This is a genomic window from Eubacterium sp. BIOML-A2, from assembly GCF_009680135.1.
Lineage (GTDB): Bacteria > Bacillota > Clostridia > Lachnospirales > Lachnospiraceae > Faecalicatena > Faecalicatena contortus_B.
Map to the genome: position 1 here is coordinate 1 of NZ_WKZK01000072.1, position 25,815 is coordinate 25,815.

At 45.4% G+C, this 25,815-nt stretch carries 23 protein-coding genes; 3 read left to right on the top strand and 20 right to left on the bottom strand.

What is annotated here, in order from left to right; translation table 11 throughout:
* Nucleotides 1–224 precede the first annotated feature (224 nt).
* The 3 genes from trxA (at nucleotide 225) to GKG43_RS20185 (ending at nucleotide 2,016) form a co-directional block, all read left to right on the top strand.
* A complete protein-coding gene (trxA, locus tag GKG43_RS20175; RefSeq protein ID WP_025654478.1) occupies nucleotides 225–542 on the top strand; it encodes a thioredoxin in 318 nt (105 codons plus the stop codon).
* Between the two features lie 3 nt (nucleotides 543–545).
* A complete protein-coding gene (gene trxB / locus GKG43_RS20180; RefSeq protein WP_025654477.1) occupies nucleotides 546–1,466 on the top strand; it encodes a thioredoxin-disulfide reductase in 921 nt (306 codons plus the stop codon).
* 130 nt (nucleotides 1,467–1,596) lie between these two features.
* Entirely contained in the window at nucleotides 1,597–2,016 is a 420-nt protein-coding gene (locus GKG43_RS20185) for an Rrf2 family transcriptional regulator (protein ID WP_025654476.1), read from the top strand.
* Nucleotides 2,017–2,260: 244 nt separating this feature from the next.
* On the opposite strand, the gene GKG43_RS20190 is transcribed toward GKG43_RS20185, so the two are convergent.
* The 20 genes from GKG43_RS20190 to GKG43_RS20285 form a co-directional block, all read right to left on the bottom strand.
* The gene (locus GKG43_RS20190; protein WP_117440957.1) at nucleotides 2,261–4,186 is read right to left on the bottom strand and encodes a sensor domain-containing diguanylate cyclase; all 1,926 of its coding nucleotides are present in this window, start codon (nucleotides 4,184–4,186) and stop codon (nucleotides 2,261–2,263) included.
* A 389-nt stretch (nucleotides 4,187–4,575) separates the two neighbouring features.
* The gene (locus GKG43_RS20195; protein WP_117440958.1) at nucleotides 4,576–5,169 is read right to left on the bottom strand and encodes a class II aldolase/adducin family protein; all 594 of its coding nucleotides are present in this window, start codon (nucleotides 5,167–5,169) and stop codon (nucleotides 4,576–4,578) included.
* A gap of 1 nt (nucleotide 5,170) precedes the next feature.
* Nucleotides 5,171–6,442 carry a 3-oxo-tetronate kinase gene (gene otnK, locus GKG43_RS20200; RefSeq protein WP_117440959.1) on the bottom strand — a complete coding sequence of 424 codons (1,272 nt, stop codon included), beginning with the start codon at nucleotides 6,440–6,442 and terminating at the stop codon, nucleotides 5,171–5,173.
* 57 nt (nucleotides 6,443–6,499) lie between these two features.
* Entirely contained in the window at nucleotides 6,500–7,909 is a 1,410-nt protein-coding gene (locus tag GKG43_RS20205) for an AbgT family transporter (RefSeq protein WP_117440960.1), read from the bottom strand.
* 40 nt (nucleotides 7,910–7,949) lie between these two features.
* Nucleotides 7,950–9,131 (bottom strand): M20 family metallopeptidase, encoded by a 1,182-nt coding sequence (locus GKG43_RS20210; protein ID WP_117440961.1) that lies wholly within the window; start codon nucleotides 9,129–9,131, stop codon nucleotides 7,950–7,952.
* Between the two features lie 32 nt (nucleotides 9,132–9,163).
* Nucleotides 9,164–10,498, bottom strand: a complete 1,335-nt coding sequence (locus GKG43_RS20215; protein WP_129879728.1) for an aspartate aminotransferase family protein — start codon at nucleotides 10,496–10,498, stop codon at nucleotides 9,164–9,166.
* A 61-nt stretch (nucleotides 10,499–10,559) separates the two neighbouring features.
* Nucleotides 10,560–11,858, bottom strand: a complete 1,299-nt coding sequence (larA, locus tag GKG43_RS20220) for a nickel-dependent lactate racemase (RefSeq protein WP_129879730.1) — start codon at nucleotides 11,856–11,858, stop codon at nucleotides 10,560–10,562.
* An 83-nt stretch (nucleotides 11,859–11,941) separates the two neighbouring features.
* Nucleotides 11,942–12,643, bottom strand: a complete 702-nt coding sequence (locus GKG43_RS20225) for a GntR family transcriptional regulator (RefSeq protein ID WP_025654474.1) — start codon at nucleotides 12,641–12,643, stop codon at nucleotides 11,942–11,944.
* 119 nt (nucleotides 12,644–12,762) lie between these two features.
* Nucleotides 12,763–15,240: a GH116 family glycosyl-hydrolase gene (locus GKG43_RS20230; protein WP_129879732.1), complete on the bottom strand. Its 2,478-nt coding sequence runs from the start codon at nucleotides 15,238–15,240 to the stop codon at nucleotides 12,763–12,765.
* A gap of 47 nt (nucleotides 15,241–15,287) precedes the next feature.
* Nucleotides 15,288–16,130 carry a carbohydrate ABC transporter permease gene (locus tag GKG43_RS20235; protein WP_050642041.1) on the bottom strand — a complete coding sequence of 281 codons (843 nt, stop codon included), beginning with the start codon at nucleotides 16,128–16,130 and terminating at the stop codon, nucleotides 15,288–15,290.
* Entirely contained in the window at nucleotides 16,131–17,015 is an 885-nt protein-coding gene (locus GKG43_RS20240) for a sugar ABC transporter permease (protein ID WP_050642042.1), read from the bottom strand.
* A gap of 88 nt (nucleotides 17,016–17,103) precedes the next feature.
* Nucleotides 17,104–18,432, bottom strand: a complete 1,329-nt coding sequence (locus GKG43_RS20245; protein ID WP_050642043.1) for an extracellular solute-binding protein — start codon at nucleotides 18,430–18,432, stop codon at nucleotides 17,104–17,106.
* Nucleotides 18,433–18,537: 105 nt separating this feature from the next.
* Nucleotides 18,538–19,512 carry a LacI family DNA-binding transcriptional regulator gene (locus tag GKG43_RS20250; protein WP_129879734.1) on the bottom strand — a complete coding sequence of 325 codons (975 nt, stop codon included), beginning with the start codon at nucleotides 19,510–19,512 and terminating at the stop codon, nucleotides 18,538–18,540.
* A 413-nt stretch (nucleotides 19,513–19,925) separates the two neighbouring features.
* A complete protein-coding gene (locus tag GKG43_RS20255) occupies nucleotides 19,926–20,090 on the bottom strand; it encodes a hypothetical protein (RefSeq protein WP_154253305.1) in 165 nt (54 codons plus the stop codon).
* A 222-nt stretch (nucleotides 20,091–20,312) separates the two neighbouring features.
* Complete coding sequence (locus tag GKG43_RS20260; RefSeq protein WP_129879736.1) at nucleotides 20,313–20,573, bottom strand: hypothetical protein; 261 nt, start codon at nucleotides 20,571–20,573, stop codon at nucleotides 20,313–20,315.
* A complete protein-coding gene (locus GKG43_RS20265) occupies nucleotides 20,573–20,758 on the bottom strand; it encodes a hypothetical protein (RefSeq protein WP_129879738.1) in 186 nt (61 codons plus the stop codon). Before GKG43_RS20265 ends, GKG43_RS20260 begins: the two co-directional genes overlap by 1 nt.
* Before the next feature lie 76 nt (nucleotides 20,759–20,834).
* Nucleotides 20,835–22,430 (bottom strand): glycoside hydrolase family 43 protein, encoded by a 1,596-nt coding sequence (locus tag GKG43_RS20270; protein WP_154253306.1) that lies wholly within the window; start codon nucleotides 22,428–22,430, stop codon nucleotides 20,835–20,837.
* Between the two features lie 28 nt (nucleotides 22,431–22,458).
* Nucleotides 22,459–23,286 carry a carbohydrate ABC transporter permease gene (locus GKG43_RS20275; RefSeq protein ID WP_050642047.1) on the bottom strand — a complete coding sequence of 276 codons (828 nt, stop codon included), beginning with the start codon at nucleotides 23,284–23,286 and terminating at the stop codon, nucleotides 22,459–22,461.
* 13 nt (nucleotides 23,287–23,299) lie between these two features.
* On the bottom strand, nucleotides 23,300–24,184 hold the full coding sequence (locus tag GKG43_RS20280; RefSeq protein ID WP_129879742.1) for a sugar ABC transporter permease: 885 nt from the start codon (nucleotides 24,182–24,184) through the stop codon (nucleotides 23,300–23,302).
* An 80-nt stretch (nucleotides 24,185–24,264) separates the two neighbouring features.
* Complete coding sequence (locus GKG43_RS20285; protein ID WP_129879744.1) at nucleotides 24,265–25,551, bottom strand: extracellular solute-binding protein; 1,287 nt, start codon at nucleotides 25,549–25,551, stop codon at nucleotides 24,265–24,267.
* Between the last annotated feature and the right edge of the window lie 264 nt (nucleotides 25,552–25,815).

A 25,815-nucleotide genomic window follows, 5' to 3' on the forward strand; every position in this document is an offset into this window, starting at 1 on the left:
TGCATTATGGCAAAGAAAAAGAAGCTCTGTTACGAGCTTCCTAAAGAATGAACGCTAAATCGACTGTGAATAGTAACTATTTTCATTAAAAAGTTTTGTTAAAACACTTGACACCGCAAACTGATACTAATATAATTACAGTATAAACTGTAACCATTCATATTACATTTATATTCACAGCAATGCGCATAAAACAAAAAAGATAAAATCAGGAGGTGCCAAAGATGAGTCAACTTACTTTAACAAACAATAATTTTCAGGAACATACAAGCCAGAATAGAACACCCATAATTGTGGAATTCTGGGCGCCATGGTGCGGTTACTGCCGCCGCCTTGGCCCGGTGATCGACCAGCTGGAAGAAGAACTCCAGGGTACGGTGGCAATCGGAAAAGTCAATCTGGATGATGAGCCGGAACTGGCGGAAAAGTTCGATGTGGACACGATCCCCTCCCTGTTGATGTTCAAGGACGGCCATCACAGTGAACTGCTTGTAAATCCCGGCTCGAAAGCAGAGATACAAAAGTGGATAAAGGAGGTATAGAGGATGAAACAGAAGGAATATGATGTTGTGATTGTGGGCGGCGGCCCCGGCGGTTATACCGCAGCTCTGTACGCCGCCAGGAGCGGATTTTCCGTTCTGGTACTGGAGAAGCTTTCTCCGGGCGGACAAATGGCGACCACCGAACAGATCGATAATTATCCGGGATTTGAAGACGGTATAGATGGCTACACACTGGCCACAAAGATGAAAAAGGGCGCCGACAGGTTCGGTGTAGAAACCGCCTTTGCCCAGGTAGAAGAAATGGAACTCACCTCCAATCCCAAAAAACTTATCACCTCAGAAGGGGAAGTCCTCGGACGCACTGTGATTCTGGCAATGGGCGCCTCTCCCCGCGAACTGGATGTCCCCGGAGAGCAGGAAATGCGCGGACATGGCGTCGCTTACTGTGCGGCTTGCGATGGGATGATGTATAAGAATAAGACCGTGGTAATCGCAGGCGGAGGAAATACTGCGGCTGCAGACGCGATTCTGCTCTCTAAAATCTGCAAAGAAGTACATCTGGTTCACCGCAGGGACCAGCTCCGCGCATCACGGATCTATATCGAGCCGCTGAACAACAGCAATATTATTTTCCACTGGAACACACGGATAACCGGAGTTCTTCACGAAAAGAAAGTCATCGGAGCCAAACTGGAAGATGTCAATACAAAAGAGGTGTCCTACCTTCCCTGTGACGGGATCTTCGTGGCAGTCGGCAGGGTTCCCGATACAGCCATTCTGAAGGGACAGGTTACGCTGGATTCCCACGGCTATATACAGGCTGATGAAACAACACGCACAAATATTCCCGGCGTATTTGCGGTGGGAGATATCCGTACAAAACCCATGCGCCAGATTATAACAGCAGCAGCTGATGGCGCTGTAGCCTCTAAATACGCGGAAGAATTTCTAAGTGGAATGTAGAAAATTGATATAAAAATGGGTCTGATGGATAAATAATCTACTGAAAGAATCCGATTTCTGAAAATAGTTTAACAAAGACTCTCTGACAGAGCGAAATGGGCAGGAGCAAATATAACTAAAGGGTGATAACATGACAGGAGAATTTACAATCGCGGTGCACGCGCTGGTCTTCCTCGACCATAAGCAGGAGACGCTCTCCAGCGAAGAGCTGGCAGCCAACATCTGCACGAATCCCGTCCGGGTCAGAAAAGTGATGGCACGGCTGAAAAAATATAATTTACTCGATACCAAAGAAGGCCTCCGGGGGGGCTATAGAATTGCCAGGAATCCGGAAGATATCAATCTGAAACAAATTTGTGATGCTCTGCAGATGGATATTGTAAAAACCTCTTGGCATTCCGGAAATATTGATATGCCCTGTTTAGTGGCATCCGGAATGGCCGGAGTCATGGATGGAATCTATGGCAATCTAAATAAAATCGGAAAACAATATCTGGAGAGTATTACAATAAAAGACATTGAGGAGCAGATTTTCGGAAATGCAGATTAAACCAGGGAAAACCTGATTATGATAGACCTCGTTGAAAAGTCTATGTAAGGGTAACAGCTCAGTTAGTTGTAGCTGTTACCCTTAGGACTGTATCATCAGGTACGGCTTTCTCTTTTCATGATTTCGAAAAGACTTTTTGTATAAGGGGCCTGCTGCTCCCATGCTCCTTTCCTGCAAACACCTATCCAAGTGCAGTTCCATATTCGGGTATGAATGATTAAGACATTCTTCCGATTTAACACCATCAGCTGGACACTCTCTTATTACGGGGTTCATATCCTCTGCTCTTCTTTGCTTCGTACATCCGTTTATCCGCAAGTTCCATCAATCCACTGCAGTCACTGCCATCCTCCGGATAGAATGCATATCCCGCAGACAGCCGCACAGGGATCGAGACCTGACCGTTTATCTCTACAATGCTTTGGCTTACAGCCTTCTGCACCGCATCGATATAAACTTCCAGTTCCTCCCTGTCTTTCGCTCCATAAATAAGCAGGGCAAATTCGTCTCCGCCCAGTCTGCTCACAACTTTCTTTCCGGCCGGACAGGAGAGCAGGACATCGGCTATTCCCTGCAGGTAGTCGTCTCCGCCTGCATGCCCATATTGATCGTTTACCTTTTTTAGTCCGTCGGCATCGGCAAGAAACAGCACCGCATGACCGCATTCCGGCTTTCCGCTCATGATTCCTTCAAACCTGCTGTAGAATGCCCGGCGGTTATATAAGCCCGTCAGGAAATCCCGGTCTCTTTCATATACAATATGGTGCTTTTCAACCATGTCTTCCGTCACATCCAGGATAATACCCAAAGTGCCATTCTCGTAAGGAATGGAATCCATTCGGATATACCGTTCCTCTTCCCAGGGAAGTCGGTAAATCCCCCGTTCTGCCTCCTCCGGACATCGGCGGATCTCCTCCAGTTTTGCTTCAAACGTACCGTGGTCTGACAGAATCTTCTCTGTTTCTTCTGAAGATAGACAAAGAATACTTCTCATACCGCTCGTAGCCATCACCCGCTTCATATTCAGCCGGTACTCATAGATCCCCACCGGAATCTTCACAATATCCAGCACTGCTGATAATTTATTCGGCATATCCAGCAGGCTTTCTATCATCTCATTAATCTGGTCGCTCAGTTCGGCAAATTCCGGTGTCGTATTTACGCTCACCCGGGTATCCAGATCACCTCCGGTAATCACACGCAGTTTTTTATTGACCGATGAAATCCCCCGCACTATATATCTGTCCAGATACCTGGAAATTGCCGCAATAATAATCACGCCCAGCAGCGCAAGATACAAGGACAGCATAAGCGTATTTTTAGATATATTCCGGTACATTGTGCTCTCGGGACAGATCCGCCCAAGTATTACGGAACCCGTGCGCGAGAACAAACAGTAACTCTTTTCCCCGTCAAACTCCGTCCGGAATCCCTCTTCTCCATCCGCCAGAGCCTCCCCTTTTATCCCCAGTTCTTTGACATCTCTGTTAATATAATTGCTGTCTGTAGATCCCAGCACTTTATGGGTATCAGGATCTATCGCACAGATTACATTTCCCTCATCCGCAGTAACAATTGAAAATATATAGGAAAGCTCATTTCTTTTCATAGCCTCTACAACACGGTCGGGTTCCATTCCAATCTGCACAATCCCTTTGCCGTCTTCCTGCCAGACAGCCGCATACTGCATAAGCTTGCTCTCTGCCGTATTCGGGGTTATCTCCTGGCAGAGCTCAAGAGAACGGTCCTCCAGCATTGGAAGAAAAAACTGCATCTGCTCCCCGGAATTAAAATTCATCCCAAAATATTTAGGCTGCGACCCCGCATACAAGTTTCCCTCCGTATCAAATATGTGAAACTCATCGATCTGAAGCAGCTTAGCAATCTTCTCCAGTTCCGGCTGATTCCCAATAATCTCCGGCCGGTTCTGCATGATATAAGCAGCGGCCTTTGCATTAATGAGGCAGTTCTTCGCAAAATCTGCTTTGATTTGTTCAACGTCCTTTTCATTCTGCACCAATATCTGATTAATCTGCCAGAATAAATTCTCAGATTCCCTCCTCATAGACTTTTCCGCCAGATGAACCTGAAGCAGAACATTCAACAGCAGAGAGAAAAGCATGGCCGCCGATATAATCAAACACAACTTCTTCCTGATCTGATCCTTCATACTGCCTCCTTATCTTCCGAAATATCTTAATACATTATATCACATAACCCAAACACTGCATCTAAAATTTGGGGATATGGAGAACAAGTTTTGGCTTGGGGGCAGTTGAGGGGGGACACTTAATGACAGGGATGCAGGGGAGGTACTGGGGCTGTATATGCCGGTGCAATACACACCGGCATATACAGCCCCAGTACCTCCCCTGCATCCCTGTCATTAAGCTGGCTCATCCTATCGGTAGGAAAGACTCATTTCCCCGGTGAGGATTCCAGACCGGAGCTGCGGATGGGATAGAATTGGTGGTTCTTTAATATCAGCGTAAGTTTTAGAGTCTTTTTTAATCGTGTGCTCTCTGATCTGTATAGCTTTTTAGTTACAGCCAGCCTTCACTATGTAAGCTTACTGGGACTATAAAGCTCCCTCAGATACCATGCCATTTTTGCACTCTCCTCCAGTTCTTCTATCCCGTAAAATGCATCCATAAGGCTTTTTCCGCCAACTACTGGGCCATGCTGTTTTAATAGATAGCCGTCGGACAGCATAACCCTCTCCCTCATATAGGAAAAGAGTTGTTGGCTCCCCGGCTTTGCATAGGGGATCAAGCCTATGGTTCCCACCTTCATTTTTAGATAAGGAGTATAGGACGGAATCACATCCGCAGGATTCTCAACGGCCATGCACGAATAGAGCGTTGCATAGAAGCTGTGGGTATGTATCACTCCCCTTATATCTGGTTTGGCCTGATAAATTACCTGATGCAGTGGAAATTCTTTGCTTGGCTTTATTTTGTTCCTCTGTTCGCCTTCTATCGTCAGACAGGCGAACTGTTCTTCTGTCAGTGTGCCGAAACATGTACCGCTGCCTGAGATGTAGATCTGGTTCCCTGCGCGGAAACTGATATTGGAGGATGATCCGGAGGCGCTCCCTTTTGCAAATAGGGTGTGAGCGATCCATATTGCTTCCTGAAAATACTGCTCCGTCATTTTATATCTCCTCTCCTTTTAACATTTGTATAGCCCGGAAAAAGAAATCCCGCTGTCCGAAATTTCCCGATTTCAGCACCAGGCGGTATGCGGGTCCATCCAAAGGGGTCATTATCGGGATGCCCGGCGCAATGCTGTTTCCGATATGGTACCCTTCGAATCCCAGTGCTTTCATCGCGGCTCCGGAAGTCTCGCCTCCGGCTATCACATATTTCCTGATGCCGTTTTTTCTTGCAATGGTTATCAGATCAGCCATGGTATCCTCTATCTTCCGGGCTATGGTTTCCTTTCCCATCTCCTGGTTTTTCTTTACCTCACCGGGAGATGCCGAACTGTAAATTAGTATCTCCGAGGCCTGACCTATCTGTGCCTCTCTCCATATGCCCTCTGCATCTAAAGAGCCGTCTGCCAGCCGGGCAGGTATCACCTTATAATATGGTAGGCCTTTTTTTTGATATTCAGCAATCTGTTCTAAAGTAATTTTAGAACAACTGCCTGCCATGAGCAGTGTCGGGCCTTTTACAGGTACTTCCTCTGCCTTTTCCATCTCGAATCCATACGTTCTCCCAAAGTATTTTCCCAGATGTTCCATCAGCCCCGAGCCTCCGGTGTAAAATCCAATGCCTGGAAAGTCTTTGGCAATCTGCTGGCCCTGAACATCCGTTTCATAATCCGGCACCACGTAACAATGCGCGTTTTTATCAATTTCCCGGGAAATCTCTTTTTTCGCTTTTTCCGTTAAGGGGGTCCTTGTTTCTATACAGCAGTACTTCCCCTGGGACTTCATGAGATCCCCCAGCCGTGATTTCTTCATGGGTGTCAGCGGATGGTTTTTCATGTGGCTCTCTTCTAAAAGCTTCCCATTCACATAGAGCCTGCCCTCCGTAAGCGTACGTCCGTTTACCGGCAGCGAAGGGCATAATACCGTATAGGAAAATCCCGTTTTTTCCATAACTGCATCGATTACCGGTCCAATATTTCCCTCCTCCGTGGAATCAAAGGTGGAACAGTATTTGAAGTAAAAGATTCTGGCCCCCTGTTCTTTCAGCCACGCAAAGGCTTTGAGGGATTCAGCCACCGCCTGCTCCTTTTTTACATTTCTCGTTTTAAGAGCAATAACTGTCCCCTGTACGTTCTTATCTTTCAGATTATTCTTTGGTATCCCATTATACAGTGCCGTAGAAATACCGCTTTTTACAAGGAACGACGCCCCGTCCGCGGCACCGGTGAAATCATCTGCCACACATCCGAAAAACAGTTTGTTTTCCTGCATAGTACTCCCCCTTTTCAAATAGACGGATTTGCATAAAAAGCAAATCCGTCCTTAATTTTAAGACCATCCGATTCCCTGTGCAATTACCAGAAGAATCATACATGCCAAATACCATATACCGATCAAAGGAATAATAAACTTAAACCACTGTTCGTATTTGATTTTACCATAGGCAATACAAACCCACAGATATCCCAGAGTCGGCCACACAATATTGGACAGTCCATCTCCAAACTGGAAGGCCAAAACCGCTACCTGTCTGCTGACGCCCACCAGATCGGCCAGTGGGAACATGATAGGCATAGATACCAAAGCCTGTCCCGACCCGGAAGGTACGATAAAGTTAAAAAGCAGCTGCGTAATCAGCATCCCTACTGCGGCCACTGACGGGGGCAGAGCCTGAACCAGCTGTGCTACCGCATTGATGATAGTATCGATAATCTTTCCGTTTTCCAAAACAATTGTTATACCGCTGGCAAAACCACTGATTAAAGCAGCGCCGATAAAGGCGGAAAGCCCCTCTGAAAATTTATCACAGATTTCCGTCAGGGACAGCTTACAGATAAAACCTACAAGCAGACCCGTGATCAGGAACATCGTTCCAATCTCAATCAGTCCCCAGGAGAATTTTAATGCTCCCACAATCAGAATCGCAAAACAGATTAAGAAGGCAAACATAGCCACCTTTCTGCGGCCGGTCATTTCTACCTTTTTACCAACCCCATACTCTTTTCTCAGTTCAATGTCTGTTTGATAAGTTATGCTGAGCTCCGGTTTTTTCCGAACTTTTATGGCATGGCGCATGACATACGCGATCCCGATTGCAGTAATCACGATGAGACAGATGGTGCGGTATCCCGCGCCGGAATACAGAGGCAGTTCCCCAATCGGCTGAGCCACAACTACAGTAAAAGGATTGGCCACGGCGGCGCCGAAACCGGCTGCCGTGGAAACCAGGGCCATGGCAATCGCTGTCAGGGAGTCAAAGCCCAGAATCAGACATATGGGGATCAATATCGGTATGATAACCATGGAAAGCTCCAGCAGGCCGATGAAACAGCACATTACGGAAGCGGCAGCCATGATGATAGGGATCATTAGCAGTTCTCTGCCTTTAAATACCTTTTCAACTTTTCCCAGCGCTGACTGAATCATACCCGTTGATACGATGATGGTAAAGGAACCTCCAATAAGCAGAACTCCAAAAATGATGGTAGCCGATTTGACCATCCCCTGCGGAATTGCCATAAACCCTTCCCACACGCTTACCGGGCTGGCCTCTACTCCGTGATAGGAACCGGCTACTACCAGGGTTTTCCCGGCATCATTCATTTCCCGGTCAAATTCTCCTGCGGGCAGGATCCAAGTGGCGATCACGCCAATTAAAATCATAACAACCAGCAGGGCAAATGCCGGGGGCATCGAAAATTTTTTCTTCTCTTTTACAGCTGTATCCTTACTTGACATAAATTCCCTCCTCACCTAATCAGAGTACTCAATCAAAGAACTATTCCAAAACAAAAGGCAGCGCGGCATAGATTTTTGCGGCTTGATAAACGTTGCTCAGGCTGACTTTTTCGCATTTTGAATGGGCGTCTTTTATGCTTCCCGGTCCAAACAGTATACAGTCGCACCCTGCATCATATAAGACTCCTGCATCCCCCCAGAAGGGAACGCCGAAGATCTCCGGCTCCTCTCCCAGCACTTCCATGCCTGCTTTTTTCATCCCCTGCACGATGGGATGCCCCTCGGGAATATCCATGGGCGTTTTGCTTACCTTCAGGCTGTAGGGCATGGATTCGTAGGTAATAGCGTACTCTTCCCCGTATCCATCATTGCATTTTTTTACTGCCTCATCTAATTCCGCTTTTACACTCTCCAGGGTCTCTCCGGGGATGTATCTTCTTTCTACCTGAAGATGAGCGTCCCCCGGCACCACGTTAGGCTGTTCCCCGCCCCATGCTTTTCCCAGATTCACCAGCGACGGTCCCAGAAGGGGATGTGTTCTTCCCTTCAGCTTTGGTTCCATGTCTTCATTGATGCAGGTCATCAGCTCATTGAGACGCTTCAATGCATTGATCCCCGTAGATGAAACACTGGAATGGGTCCGCCTGCCGGGGATATCAAACTGGAACCAGTGAAGACCTTTCTGTGCAGAACCAATCTTCATGTCCGTTGGTTCCCCACAGATCCCATAATCTGTCAGCTTGGTATGCTTTGCATAATAAGTGGCGCCGTCGCTACCATACTCCTCTCCGATCATAGCCGACAGCACGATATCCCCCTTTGGGATAAGGCCGGATCTTTTAATGGCTATCATCGCGTAGGCCATAGCAATAATGCCGCCCTTCATATCGCAGGCCCCCCTGCCGTACAGGTCATCCCCAACGATTCTGCCCGAATAAGGATCTTCCATATCAATCGGAGGAATGCTGTCTATATGGCCGTTAAAGGTAACACTTTTGCCCTCGCCGGTTCCGTGAATGGTGGCAATCACGTTAGCCCGTTCTCCTTCTACAACTTGGAGTTCTGTTTCAATTCCTTCGGCAAGCAGTTTTCCGGCGATATACTGCCCGATTTCTTTTTCCTGGCTTTCCAGCTCAATATGGCTGGGTATCTGAACTGCTATCTGTAAAAAATCAGTCAGCTCCTGCCTGTCAATCTGTTCCATTAATTTTAATAAATCCATTTTTTACACCTCTTTTCTTATAACGAGCGTGCTCATAACTGATATTTTCTCATAGTTTCTTCTATGGCCTGCTCCAGCATGGCAGCCACCTGTTTTATTTCTTCCTCACTAATGATAAACGGCGGGGCTATCTGCAGTGCATCCCCTAAAATACCATCAGCGCTTCCTGTCACACCTCCCGTTATCATAATTCCATGCTGAAAACAATATTGTGATATTTCCGCGGAAAAATTAAAATCCAGCGGCTCTTTTGTATTGCAGTCTTTTACAAATTCTACACCAAGTAAAAGGCCGATCCCCCGGATATCCCCCACAACCGGATATTTTTTCAATGGCTGCAGCTTTTCTAGAAAAATCTCTCCCATTTTCCGGCTTCGTTCAATCAGGCCATGCTCCATGATGTAATCTAGTACGGCCTCTGCCCCCGCACATGCCAGCGGGTTCCCCGAGAAAGTAAAGCTGTGTGTTAAGGCCCCTGTACCAGCCGCGATAACGTCTACAATTTTCTTATGTACGATGACGCCGCCTATGGGCACATAGCCGCTGCCAAGCCCCTTGGCAAATCCGATCAGATCCGGGGTTATCTGGTAATGGTCTACTGCAAAATTCTTTCCGGTTCTTCCAAAGCCGGTAATTACTTCATCTACGCAGAACAACACCTCATACTTATCACAGATTTCCCGGATTTTCTTCATATATTTTTGAGGCGGCGTAATGGCTGCCGCAGTGGTTCCTGTAATAGGCTCCATTACAAAGGCTGCCACCGTATCCGGCCCTTCGTATTTGATTTTTCTTTCCAGTTCCTGGGCGCACTGGCAGGAACAGCTCTCCTCTTCTAAACGATAAGGACAACGGTAACAATTGCATGGGACAATCTGGGAAATATTTTTAGGAAAGAAATCCTCATATTTTTCACGCCAGGAGGGCCTTCCGCCCAAAGCCAGTGTACCCATAGTATTGCCGTGATAGCTCTGCCACCGGGATATGATTTTATTTTTCTTTGGCCTTCCGGCTTCCAACTGGTACTGCCGGGCAATCTTCATAAGTGACTCCATGGCTTCGGAACCACCCGAACAAAAAAATACTTTATCCATGCCTTTTGGTGCAATCGAGACAATCTTATCCGCCAAACGCCTTCTGACATCACTGGTAAATGTGCCTCCGTAGACAAAACTGATCTTCTCTGCCTGCCTTGTCATCTTATCAATGACATCTTTCACCCCGTGTCCGATATTTACCACGCCGATTCCGGCTGCACAGTCCATGTATCTTTTTCCCTGTTTATCATAGATATACATTCCTTTTCCGTAATCTACTTCCGGATATTCTTTCTCTATTACTGCATATAATGCGCTTTCCTTATTCATCCTGATTCTCTCCTGTCGTCTGTAATTTAATATCTAACATTTTAGATTGAGTTAAAATATCTCAGTTGTTTAAAAATGTAAGAATACTTCGATAACTCTGGGGGCAAAACGCAGCCTTCGGACATGCTGCCTCATGCGCTTTTATCGCGGTGTCAATCGCTTCCTGAAGCGTGTCATACTTCTCCATGTGCATAGCTGCCAGGTCTTCTTTCGATACATTCTCTGAGACAACCATGACTCTGGTTTTCTTTTTCAGGATCTCTCTTATAGGAACAATGTGATCCATCTGTATCTCATAGTGGCTCCAGACGTATTCCTTCAGTTCCTCCAGATCCGGATAGGCCCGGAAAGGTTCAATAAAATCCGGAGCGTTGATTCCCTCGTTGAAATCGCCGTACAATATCACCGTAGTATTCTCATCTGCCAATCTGTGCAGGGCAATTAACGGCTTAACGCCCTGGTACATATCGATATTTAAGGGGTGCCCGGGACATACCACATAGATATCTGGCTTTGCCGGAAGCTCCACCATACAGAACCCTTTTAAAAAGGCAGACGCAGCCTCATGTGATTCCTGCAGTTCCCCTGAGAAGATTCCCGCAACCTCATATTCCTGATTCATTACGATATTCACCGAATAGTCCACACCACACATGTTAGCGGCCTCGAGCATATCCTCGTGAATGGGATTTCCCTCCAGATTGCCTGCATAGCTTTTGGGATGCACCATCATCTCCGGCCTGTGGTTGATCACAATCGTCTCCTGTGAAGCAACACCCGGCAGTATGGACTTTCTTCCCCCTGAAAATCCGGCCATATCATGCAGTTCTACCTTGCCGATCGTGATCACTACGTCGCTTTCGTACACCTTCTTATTTACCTTCACTGGTGTACGGCGGGAAGTCATGCCAAGATATACCAACTTATTGTCGTCGAAAGCATCATGGTTTTCAATCGCAATTTCTCCCATGAGAGTGCCTAAGAATCCCTTCATTTCACTCTCCGTTGCATCCCTGTGGACACCAAGAGCCACAATAAATGCAATATTCTCCTTTTTCATACCGGCCGCCGTCAGCTCCTCAATGATATACGGTGCAACCCGCTCCGTTGGTACGCCGCGGGTAGCGTCCGATATAATAACTGCCGCCGTTTCCGCCTGCTTCCTGCTTACAATATCCCTTAAACGTTCCCCCTTTCCCACTGGGCTTATTACGGCGTTCTTGATTTCTTCTTCCTTAATGGACGGAGGATTTCCGGTTTCGTACATCCCCATGAAATTCTCCATAGGCAGAAATGCGTCTCTTTTTTCTTCGTCGTCAATGTAATGTATTTTGTCTCCGGCCGCTTCGATTCTGTACATATTTTCCCTCCATCTTTAAAATGTAAAATTTCACATTTTTCCTTTTGAAAGGCGCCGGCAATCTTACGCCGGCACCAACTGCCTCATGACTGATTAATAATGTCAAAGCAATCCATAATCTCTTCTTTTGTGTGGTGTATATCCGTGGAAATCCACCGGATGCTATCTTCTAACTCTTCATTGATCAAAGTTTCAATTAAACGGACATGTATTTCTATCTCTTCTTTAAAGCACTCCCAGCCTGCCTTGTGCAATTTATAAATGATATGGAGCTTACGAATCCGCTTGGTCAGATCCACCAGATTCATGATCTCTGCTCCGATAATGGATGGACAGGCGTCGATTAAATGCTCGTGGAATTTAATCTCGATCTCAAAAAACTTCTCCACGACATCCAGTACCTGCTCGTCCCCCTCCACAGAAGAGACGCTTAAGATAAGCCTGAACTTTTCTCCGAATTCTTTTAGCTTCTTCTTATCCAGCTTGGTAATGGCTTTCCGGATTACCTGGGCTTCTAATACCTCCCGGAAATCAAAAATATATTCCAGCTCTTCCTTTGTCAACTCTCTTACATAACTGCCGCTTCGGGGATTGATTACTACGTAGCCGTCCTTTTGCAGGGACTTCAGGGCATTGGTCACGGGTGTGCGGCTGACCCCCAGAGATGTGCTCAGGTAGTCAATGTCCAGCTTTTCGTTTGGTTTTAACTCATTTGTGAGAATCTTGCTCTTTATTTCGTCGTAAATCAACTCATTTAAACTGCTGTATTTTACTCTGTTAAACATAAATTACCTCGCATTGCATTTATGCATCTGAAATTTTAGATTATAGTTGTATCATAGCTAAAATTCCAGAATATGTCAAGTAGGTAATTTATTTGATAACTATTCGTTACTGTTCATGACTATTTCCCCCGCTTTACAGTTCCTTCACCGCCATACAGGACTTCCACTTCCTGCGTCAGGCCGCCGTCCTGGGTCTTTTTCTGACGGAAGATTCCCCAGGCTTTCCCATTACACCAGAATCCGGTAAAGTCATCTGCATGAAGTCTGGGTGCAAACGTCTGTCTGTTGCTGCGCATGTCATACTCATAGCCCAATAATGCTTCATATACTGACCATGACGCCATGGCTCTTGTATAGTAATATCCTGATTCATTCTCACTAAAGGGGTTCCGTTTGAAGCCGTCGTGCCGGTCGCGAATCGCCTTCACGATGGTCAGGGCTTCTTCGACCTGACCCGTTCTTGCCAGCAGCGCCGCTGCTTCATATTCAATTCCAGTCCATACCTCGCCATAATAGACAAAAGGAAATACCGGACGGCCGCCATTCGGCCAGGTACAGGGCGTCAGGCCTTTTTCATCATTTAAAATAAACGCCCTCTCCGCATGAACATTCTCTTTTGCACGTTCAACAAAATTGTACTTGAAGATGGATGCCGCAGCCTTTTTCACATGTTCTTCAGACATCACATAACCCAGCTGTGCATTAAAGGCCATGAACTGACCCAGCAACTGATCGGAAAGGCATCCTTTCCCGTACTGATAACGATACGCATTTACGTCGTCAACAATCTGCTCATAAAATTCGCCGTTCCAGCTGATTTCGTCCAGTTTTCTCCTGCCATTTTTTGCTAATTCCCTATATTTCTCAGCGTCTCCTGCATGCCCCATATGCTCCGCCATCTCAGCCGCCGCTGTCAATGCCGCAAAATAAATGCTCCCGGTCATACTGGATATTCCATACAGTTCGGTATCATAAGTCACATGCTGGGGCTCCTCTAACAAACCGTCGCCGTCACGATCCCATATTTGCTCGGCATATCTCATAGTTTTTTCAACCCCCGGCCAGCATTCCCTGACAATCGCATCGTCGCCGCTGATCACCCATTCCCGGTACAGCCTCACGACGCTTCCCAATTGTCCGTCTGCCGAAGGCGTCATTTCCCATTGGGGCAGATCAAACGGTGTGTACGCCCGAAAAGGCATGTAACCATCCTCTCTTATTTCATCGGCCAGCTCAATCCTGCGCATGGTTCGTTCCAGCTCCGGAAATAGTACCGCCACACTTTGGGCGTAATTCCAGACATGAGTGCAATTTCCCGGGCCGCAGCCCAAATCATTATCAACGCCTTCCCAGCCAAGAAAGTCGCCATTCTCAATCCGGAAACAGGTGGGGCTGCGCATAACCGTTATATTATCGGCTGCTGCCTCTAAGACATATCCCGGTAAAGTGGTGCTGAAAAATGCATTAGAAAAGGCCTTGCTCTCACGATACAGGCGCTCTTTTTCATTGCCCAGATAAGCAGCTGCCTCCCATGCATCTGCAAAAAGGGTTGCATAATAATTTTTTGTCACCTGGTAATTGCCTGCATTGATATCGGCTCTGTCCTTGTCGAGTTCAATCCACATTTTCGGACGGTTGGGAAAATACCAGGTCAGTATAAATGTAAACGTCTTTTCTTCCCCCGGTTCCAGACTGTGCGTAACGCTTAAAGAACCAATTTTGTCTGTAAAATGAAGAAAGCTGAAATCCGAATTTTCTGCCCAGGTACTGCCTACCTGTTCATAAATGCTGGCCTCATCCAGCCTGCCGTCACTAGAAAAATCCTGCCAGAAATCCTCGCCCCCATCTGTCCACTGCCCCTGATACCAAACAGGTTTTGCCGTTATATTTTCTGCGGGCGCTGTGGTCGTAAGAGCCATATCCCCCCAGGTAATATGCTGGTCGGAAAATCCACTGCCCGTATATGTAATCCCTCTGACTCCATTATCATCACGGTATCTGTTTACTCTTTCACCTGCATGCTGCATAAAAGAAAAGTTATTATACCCTTCAAAACCCACGGCATTGTTCATCGAACCGGCAATCGACACTTCCACCTTTTCTCTTCCCGGATTCTTTACTTTGTATTGTAAATACGCTCCGGGTATTCCTGAATCATCCGCATTCAACGGAATGAATGGCGTAAATGCTTCTAAGCTTACCTGAACCGGCATCTGATCGTCCGTAAATTTAAAGTTAACAAATGGATATTCTGAGCCCATTTCTGCACTGTCAAAGCGTGGTAAACCGGCCATTTCGTTTCGGAAGAAGCCCTGAGATTTCGCAAACGGAGGATTCAGCCTGCTTTCCAATACTCTTGCAACCGCCTTCCCATGTTCGGGTTTTGCCCAGATGGAAAAAAAAGTATACGGCATTCTGTTGAGCTGTCCCGGTTGATTAAATATCTGCCAGGTTGTCAAATTCCCTCTTGCCCCCAAAGATACATTGCCTGTACCGATTCCGCCTAAAAGGAAATCGACACACCCTGCGGTTCCGGGGTACTTTTTTTGTTCATTGTCACAGAATAGCTCTTCTGTGGGATATATTAAATGTTTCATGAATAATCTCCTTTTTTCGTTTTTTATTAAATATCGTCCGGGCGCGCTTATCCTTTTACAGCCCCGGCGGTCATGCCTTCCACAATATGTTTCTGGAAAAGCAGATAAAACAGAAGCTGCGGGATAATAATAATCACCGTGGCTGCAATCATTCCGCTGTAGTCCATGCTATACCGCCCTCTGAACATAGAAGCTCCCAGGGATATTGTCATCATTTTAGGGTCATTTACCAGAACCGACGATATAGGGTATTCATTCCAAAAATACAAAACATTAAAAATAATAACCGTAGCAAGTACCGGTTTAATAACCGGAAGAACAACTCTTGTACACATCTGATAGATATTACAGCCATCGATGATTGCCGCCTCTTCAATTTCTTTTGGAAAGTCCCTGAGAAACCCGACCATTAAAAGAACGCCCAGTGCCATCGTCGTTGCCGCCAGCGGCAGGATCAAAGACGCCCTGTTTCCCAGCAATCCCATGGAAACAATCATACGGTAAGTAGGGAAAATCACAATATAAGGGGGGATCGTAAGGCCTGCCACAAATAGCAGATAAAGACCATTCTGTAAACGCTTTGATTTAAACTGCAGGCGTGTAATAGCATAAGACAGCATAAAGGTACAGACCAGGCTGATCGCCAGGGCAAAAACTGCTACAAAAAGAGTATTACCGAACATCTTTATCAGGGGCAGCGTATGAAGCGCCCGCTCATAATTCGAAAAACTGATACTTTCCGGCAGAGAAAACGGGCTGTTCAGAATTTCCGTATCCGTCTTAAAGGAAAGAACAAAGAGCCACAAAAACGGAAATGCGGTTAATGCCGTGATCACAATCAGCACGATACGGCTCAGGGCTTTTGGCCATCTGCGTGTTTTTGACATCATCTATCCCTCCTCCTGATGCATCGACTTATTCACTTTGGTCAGATATATGATCGAAAAGATCAGACAAAATATAAAGGAAACTGTGGCAATGGCCATACCATAGCCATAACGTGAGGTTGTAAACGTGGTGTGGTACATATAAGTAACCAGCACGTCCGATACATGATTGGGCCCGCCATTTGTCAGCTGTTGAACTGTCTCAAATATTTTAAACCCGCCAGTAATAATCAAAACTGTATTAATCACGATGGTATTCTTCATCATCGGAATCGTAATCCGCCAAACCTGCTGAACCCGGTTTGCTCCGTCGATCTGAGATGCCTCGTAAATATCCGAAGGTATGCTGCGCAGTCCCGCCATATTTATGGTTGTATAAAACCCCAGAACCTGCCACAAATAGACGAATGCTACCGCATAAGGCGTCAGTGTCTGTCCGCCAATCCATTGCTGCTGCCATCCTTCCAGCCCAATTCCTTTCAGGACCGCGTTAATCAGTCCCATTTTGGGGTCTAAAATAAACAGCCATATTAAGCCTACCAGGATCGGCGCCACTACATTTGGCGCAAAGATCATGGATTGAATGATTCCGCTTCCCTTGAAGGACTTTTCCAACAGTAAAGCCACAAGAAAAGATATAGGTAATACTGTGATTGTTATACAAATCAAAATGATGAATGTATTTTTCAGGGCGATGAAAAAGAACTTATCATGAAATAATACCCGATAATTTTTCAAGCCTATAAAGTGTGCCTCTCCGATACCTGTAAAATCCGTAACACTATAATAAACACTAATAAAAATAGGTATAATAACAAATCCCACAAAAAGAATCAGAGCCGGCAGCACCATAATAATTTTCGTACTTCTTTTGCTCAGCCAGTGCATTAAAATTACCTCTCTCTAAAAGAAAATGAATTTCCGGTTTGATTGAAAAACTCGCCTGCGCCAAGCGGCATCAGGCGAGCAGTCTGCTTTATTGGATCAGCCCCTGTGCTTCAGTTTGTTCATCCATATACCGGAGCGCTTCTTCGGGCGTATAGATACCGTTGATGACTCCTGCCATGCTTTCAAAATAAGTGGTCTCAAACTGTCCGGGCAAGGTCATATTGGGGCAGGTCTCGGGACTTTCCCAATCATCATTCATACGCTCCATAACTTTCGCAAACACCGGGTACGATTCTGCATCAATTTCACCTTCATATCTGGTCACCGGCACGCTCTGGTTATCCCTGGCAATGATGGCTGTCCCCTCAGGGCCATAATAAAACTTAAGGAATTTGATGATTGCCTGATATTTTTCCGGTTCTTCCTCTTTCGTTTTAGCAGAGACGCAATATGGATGAGAAGGCGCTTTCATAGCCAGTTCCTGGTTGCCGATACCATCGCTGAAAGTCGGTCCCCACCAGAAGCCAATGTCTTCTTTCCATTCACTTTCATCAAACTTTTTGGTATCCCAGGCCCCGCTGTCAAACATAGCTGCCTTTCCCCCAAGGAACATCTCGGTCGCTTCCCAATAACCAAGAGAAGCCGCATTATCCGGAAACATCCCTTTTTCTGACATATCCTGAAGCTTTTCATAGAACAGCAGGTAATCGTCGTTCAGCCAGTTGTCCGTGCCCTGGAAAATCCCATCTATATGGTCAAAAAATCCGTATCTGGCGTGCATTGTCATTAACGACCAGCTGCTCCAGACATCCTTAGTACCACGTGCCATAGGGACAATTCCCTTTTCATTAAATACTTCAGCGCAATGTATCAGATCATCATATGTCACGGGTATTTCCAATCCGCATTCTTCAAAAAGCGCCTTGTTATACCAGATCCCATTGCAGAAAATCTCTGCTGGCAGCCCATAAATGGCTCCATCCATCTCCATTACATCCAGCATTCCCGGCAGAAAACCATCCACAAATTCCTGATCATCCGTAATGTCTGCGGAAATATCTGCAAGCAGCCCTGCCTCCGCCATAGCATCGGCATCCCCTTTTAGTGAATAGAACAGATCCGGCAGAGTATCCGATTGTGACGCTAATTTTATCTTCTGAGTGTGTTCATCCTGCGCTGAACCAGTCATGTCTATCACAATATCCGGATTCTGTTTCATAAATTCCTGAACTACAGCATATACCTGGGGCGCCTGTTCTTCAATATTCGCCACATGCTCTGCAAACGTAAATGTTATTTTACCATTCCCCGCATTCTTATCTTCTTTCTTATCTGTAGAATTACCAGAGCTGCCGCACGCTGTTAATCCCAGCAGTAACGCACTCATGACTAATACACTAATTACACGTTTTTTCATGATTTTCTCCTCACCTTTTAAACATGGTTATACTTGTTCATATTTATTATTAACCATCGCCTCCGGATGCAATGACTTAATAACTGGTTTGGGCCCTTATTTCATCTATTTCGAATCTAAGATTTTTACCGAATCACGTACGATGAGCATCGGATCAATCACCAGCCGGACCGGCTCATGAGGTTTACCGGCACTTCCTGAGTTCGACAGGATATTTTTACAGAGTGACCCTGCAGAATCAAAAGCATGCCCAATCGTGGTGATTCCCGAGGCTGCCGCCCAGGGTAAATCATCATAAATAATCAGACTGACATCCTCCGGAAAAGACAGTTTCATTTCGGTAAGCGCAGCAACTGCAGCGGTAGCAATGATTTCATTCACTGCTAAAATAGCAGTAGGCTGCAATTCCTGAATATGGTTTTGAATCATTCCCCTGATACTGTCATTATAGGGAATATCATATAAGAAACGGGAATCAACTTCCAGCCCTGCCTCTTCAAAGGCCCGCCTGTAGCCGTCGCCTCTTTGCGGAAAATCTTCCCGGTATTTATAAAGCATCAGAATATCTTTATGCCCGTTCTGCAGCAGGTATTTTACTGCCCGGTATGTTCCCAGCTCATCATCAAAAAGAATGGTATCTGCGCCCTGGTGGGTACACATAAAAATCTGGATAACCGGCTTGCCTTCCTCAATCATTTTTTCGATCTCTGGATAGTTGTAGTTTGACACCGCTGCAAAGATTAATGCATCAACCCCCAGGCACTCCAGGCAGGCCACATTCTGCTCTTCTCTGTCTGTATCTTCGTTGCTGAATAATACAACGATTTCGTATTCGCTTCCCAATTCTTCAATGATCATCTGGATCAGGTCGTTCGTGAATGGATTCTTCGCCTCGCTGAACATTAATCCTAACAGCTTACGGTTGCGGACTACTGCATGGTGCGTATAATTCACTTCCTTGCAGGCCTCCAGTACACGCTCTTTTATTCCCGGGCGGGTACTGTAGTTATCATTAAAAACCTTATAAACCGTAGATACCGAGACTCCGGCTTTTTTCGCTACATCTTTTATGGTGCCCATATTTATCCTCCTAATGTCATGCAGACTAACTAATATTCCATTTCTTTTCTTAATTTATATAGCTACATTATATCAATTCGGAGAAAAAAGTCAAGCAAAATAGAGAATTTTTTCTCTGTTTTTATTAGTTATTCTCTATAATTCTCTATTTTTATTAATAATTTTCTTTTATATTATTTTTTTAATCTTTTTTGGTCTATGAAATGACCTTAATTTTGTGTGGAATAAAACATCCTCTCTTATGATCATTTGCCAAGTGGCGCTGGTGATCATAAGGGAGGATTGTCCGTCTCTATTTTAGCCATATTAAAGTTTTACTCACATTTGTTTATCAAAGCATCCCCATTGGGCATTCCTTAACTCCTGCCTTCTTAGTACTACAGCAATTCAATTTATTTTTACATAATATTCTTTCATATCGCCCGCTCTACCAGTTCCGCCGGTATGGCCGATTTTGCACCAAATGCCACTGCTTCATCCAGTGTTCTGTTTTCGTTCAGCGATAAAACCGCATCGCAATAATAATGATATGCTTTTTCGAAGTCCTCCAGGTGGAATGCATCTGACATTAACGTCATGAACGATGCGGCCTGATCGGTTCTGCTACAGTGCTCGATGTTTCTCCTATTGCATTGCCTCTTGAATCTCTTACTGTTCCCATACTTCATTCTCCTTTCATCATTCACAGCTTTTTGCTGTGGCCTTCTTGTTTCACCTAGGATACCTCATTTTGCACAAAAAGATATGTGCAAAAAATTGATTTTTTTGTTTTTACCCCAATAAAAACACCTACCATATTTTCAGCCAAAATATCTTTTATCTACCCGCATTCCCAGTTCTTTTTTTACTCTAAGCAGGCTGTTTAGCATCTGATTGAATTCTTTACAGGAGAGCAGCTGTTTTTTGAATTCATCCCCCGCGTTATTGGGAAAAGAAGCTTTCGTAGTGCTAAAATATTTGGCCCCAAACTCTTCTTTTGCATATTTTGCTGTCTCGAACACATAGTCCAGATTCTGCTTCGTCACAACCATATTCAGACTAATGTCAACACCATGATCCACTAATTTTTTAATCCCTGCAGCCCCACAGCGCCCGGTCTGCCGGTGATCTGATCAAATATAAAAGTCTCGGAACACAGCAGTGAAACAAAGGCGCCGATTTTGTTCATTGCCAAAAAATCTGCGATTTTATCTGTTACAAGCACAGCATTCGAATTAATAGATACATTGATTTGATTATTAATCAACTGCGTAATTGCTCTTTAATCTTATCCCAGGCTAAATGGACACCATTACTTTACAGCAACAGTGTCCATTCTTATATTACTCTTTATTCCCCTGCTTATATGCAAACCATTCAAAGTCTGCATAGCAGTCCCCTTCATAACAATTCTGACATGCCATCCCCACAAAGCTTCCGGTAAACCGCTCCTGAGATACCCGGCGGTATGCTTCATCGGTCATGTCTCCGCAGTACAGGCTGTCGGCAGCCTGTTCATACTTTTCCCCATCTAATGACCAGTAAAAGGAAATTCTATCATAGTACACCATCATTTTGAGCCAGACAGCACCCTCATCCGATATAGGGATTCCTTCTCTTCCCATTGGGAAATGATAGTTGCCCATGTCATTATGATAGAGATTAATAACCCGCTTTCCATCGTCATCTGCAGATATATACAGATAAAAATGATTCATCGTATCGTAAAAATAGGTGATTCCGGCCATTTGAAAATAATTCTGCGGCTGAAATTCCATTTTAGTTTCGGCTGTAAAGCAGAACTCTTCCTGACGCCTGGCCGTCATTACGTTGGAATGGTCTGAGCTTAGTGATTCTCTGCCATATAAGCGCAGATACCCCGGCCGCTCGTCCAGACGGATATATTCTTTCATAGGGATACGCAGAGTCTGAAATCCGATGGGCAGCTCCTTTGTGTGAAAGTTCCAGAACTCTTTGCGCTCATAAGCCTCCTCTTTCAAGCCACTTTCGAAAGCTTCATCGGGCGTCCCTGTACCGTTCACCGTTTCAAGCCATCCCGCCTGGTTCCACTGCACCTCCTGTATGGCGGTTTCTCGCCCCATTACGCTTCCGCCTCTGGATGGCAGCGGCCTGCTGCATAAATATACCATGTACCATTTCCCATTATGGGCTTCTACGATATCGGCATGGCCGGCCCTCTGCAGCTTTAATGTACAATCATTTCTGGATGTCAAAATAGGATTTCCCGGGTTCGTCTCGTAGGGGCCCCAAATATTTCTGGAACGGGCCAATGTGACTGCATGCCCCTCAAACGTTCCGCCTTCCGCACACAGCAAATAGTAGTAACCGTCATGATAATACAGATGAGGCCCTTCTACTGTCCCAATTTCTGTCCCTTTGCATATAATTTCGGACTTCCCGACCAGCTTCCTGCTTTCCGGATCATATTCCTGCAGCACTATACCTGACCATAGCGGATAGTTTTTCTGTATGTCCCCTTTTCTATAGTCAAATGTCATATTCACCAGCCATTTACGCCCGTCTTTGTCATGAAACAGCGATGGGTCAAATCCCGAGGAGTTCAGCTCTACCGGGTCAGACCATTCTCCGGCAGGATCTTTTGCCGTAACCAGATAATTATGGCAGTCCCAGAACAATCCTGAGTGATTTTTTGTATCTGTATAGACCAGATAATAGATTCCATTATCATAGGACAGACACGGCGCATACACTCCGGCCGAACTTTTATTTCCTTTCATATCCAACTGGGATATTCTGTTCAGCGGCGACGGCAGTTGCTCCCAATGCTCCAGATCCCGGGAATGATAGAGACAGACTCCCGGAAACCATTCAAAAGTCGACGTAGCAATATAGTAGTCTTCCTTTACCCTTATGATGGACGGATCCGGATGGAATCCGCGGATAATTGGATTTTTCATAACTTTCACCTCATTTTTTATTAATTTTTTATTTTAGCGCCGCACCGGCCGCAAAGCTTTTCTCAACCTGTTCACTGAATATAAAATAGAACAAAAGAATCGGAATACTTGCAATTACAATTGCCGCCCCAAGCGGCCCCCAGTCTGTCAAATACTGTCCCTTAAACGCCATGAGGCCGACGGGAAGTGTATTCAAACTCTGATTCTGTAAAAATGTGGACGCCATGATGAATTCATTCCATATATTCATAAAGGAAAATATAGCGATTGTCGCCGTAGCGGGTTTTAATATCGGAAGGATAATCTTAAAGTATGTTTTCGTTATTGAACATCCGTCGATTGCCGCTGCCGATTCCATTTCAAAGGGAATGCTCCTGATAAAGTTGGAATAGATAAATACCGCAAGGGGCAGGCCGGTTGCAATATATGGCAGTATAATCCCCATGTGGGTGCTCAGCAGATGCATCTTCCTTAATACAATAAACAGCGGGATCAGCGTCGCATGGATCGGAATCATCATTCCCAGCATCAGTAAGTTAAAGGTGGCTTTTTTCCATTTCCATGTAAGCCTGGTGATGGCATATGCCATCATGCCTGCTATCAGCAAAATCCCACCTACGCTGACTGCAGATACCAGGACACTATTCATAAAGTATTTTGCTACACTTCCCTTGATCCACGCTTCCTGGTAGTTGCTCCACACAATTGGATCCGGCAGCGCAAGGGAGCTTTCCGTAAATATCTGGGCAGTTCCTTTCAGCGAAAAGTTAACCAGCCATAAAAATGGGAAAATCTGAATCAGCGCGAAAAGCAGCATGACTGCGTAAGCTATTATTTTACAAGTCTTTTTCTTCATTAATTATTCCCCCCTAATATTCCACCGCTTCTTTGGTCATCACCTTGTTGATAATCAGAAATGCTGCTATACAGATAACCGACAGCAGAACCGCAATTGCACTGCCGTATCCAAACTGCATTTTCAGGAAGGATTCTTTATACATCTGTATGGCAATGGTTGTAGTAAGGTTGTAAGGCCCGCCCCCTGTCATGATATAGATATTATCGAATATCTTCAGCCCGCCAACGGTTGCCAGAACGACACAGATCTTAAGGATATCCCTCAGTAAAGGCAGCGTAACATAGAAGAACGCCTTAAAGCCGCTGGCGCCGTCAATCTTTGCTGCTTCTTCATACTGTTCCGGAATTCCCTTCAGTCCGGCATAAAGAATGATAAGATGATACCCGATGTACTGCCATATAACCGGGATAATGACAGCGATTAAAGCCGTCTTCTCATCCGTAAGCCACCCTCTGCACACTTCTGACATCCCAAGGCGTGTGAAAATGTCATTAAGAACGCCATAATTAGGGTCATAAATTTTCTGCCATAAGAGGGAAATGGCTGCCGTTGAAAGAATCACAGGAATAAAGTAGGCATTTCTGAAAAAACGGGTTCCCTTTGTAAATTTCCATAGCAGCACCGCAAACAGCATGGCCGGCAAAAGCTGCCCTATAACAGCCACCACCAGGATAATCAGTGTATTTTTTACTCCCGTACGGAACACAGAATCAGAGCTTAAAAGTTTTATATAATTCTCGAAGCCAACAAATTCTTTTGCACCGATTCCTTCCCAGTCTGTAAAGCTAAGCCCTGCTGTATAAATAATCGGAAAGATAAACATTGCCAGAAATATAACCAGTCCGGGCAATACAAAAAGAAGAATATATTTTTTGTTTGACAGCATTTTCTGCATGGTATAACCGCCTTCCTGTCTATTTACATAGAAAATACCGACAGGCAGCGCAACTGATCTGCCTACCGGTATTCCTATTGTTATTGTTTCATGATTGTATTCAATTCCGTCAGAAAATCATCGACTTCTATCTGTCCCGCGAACTGCTGGTGTGACAGATCACGCATAGGTTCGCCGATCTTCGCATCAACCAGACTGAACCACCAGGTCTGCATAACTTTGTAGTTTTTAAAATCTTTTTCATACTGCTGCAGGATTTCATGAACCTCGCCTTCTGGCTTGACATCTGTTTCCATAAATCCAACATTTCCTTTTTTCACATTAATGTCATTTATTTTCTGACCGTAACGTACAATGAATTTTGCTGCTTCCTCCGGAAACTGACTGCTTGCCGACGCTACCAGCCCCTGAGACAGACTGCCTGACATACAAGTTGTGGCGGTCTCAACTTCTTCTGCCGCGCCTGTTGCAGGAAACATCATATATCCCGTTTTATCAGCCAAATCTCCCTCGATCATGGTAGAAAGCATCCATGAGCCAACCGGATACATGGCAATCTGGTCTGCCCTGAACATCTCAATGACCTCTGATGTCGTCGCCTGCATGTATCCCTTCTGGAATGCACCCTTTTCAACAAGAGTTTCTACCTTTTCGGCTGCATTTTTAAATGCTTCGTCCGTAAATGCACCATCGCCGTCCATGGCCCTGTTATAGGCATCTGTATCTTCCCTGAGCACCATCTCATTGTAGAAGAGGTCTCCCTCCCAGCGGTCCTTATTTCCAAGTCCCAGAGCGTAGATTCCCTGCTCATTGCATTTATCCACCACTGCTAAAAGCTCGTCCCAGTTTGTCGGCACATCCATACCCAGATTTTCGAAAACCTTTTTATTATAGAACGTCATATATGTCCCGTTTGCCTGATGGGGAACCGTATACATATGGCCGTCCTCATAAGGTACAGCATAGGCCGGATAAAGTTCCGCATCAAATTCCTTCAGCGCGTCATCAATCGGATAGAGGGCTTTTGCATCCAAAAACGGCTGTGTATAAGAATCCCCCCATGTAAAAAAGATATCCGGCAGTTCATTTCCCTGAAGGGCAACACGGATCTTTGTCTTATAAGTTTCCGTGTCTACCCGTTCTACATCGATCTCATATCCCAGCTCATCCGCCACCTCATCAAAAGTAGTCAGATATTCCTCCCCGAGAGTCTGTGGATCAAACTCAGTCAGGATTTTTAACTTGACTGTCTCATCTGCCTTTGCACCATCCTTTGCTGCATCTGCTTCCTTGCCTGTGCTGCCGCAGGCCGTCAGTGAACCGAGCATTGCAAGAGCTAATACAGCACTGATCATTTTCTTCTTCATAGCTTTCCCTCCATGTATTATTTGTTGTTACGAACTATGTACATCTTATCATTCTTATATTCACAGTAAAATTATGAATATTAAGGTAATATTAGTTTTCTTACTATTTATAATGTCTTATTAAATCGGGATTTAGTTGACAGGCTTCAGTCCTGTCGACGGACGGGGACGCTTCATGACAGGGAGACCGGGAAGGTGCTGGGGCTGTATATGCCGTTGCGATATGCACCCATGCTGCTAAGTGATTCTAGAACAGCCGATGCC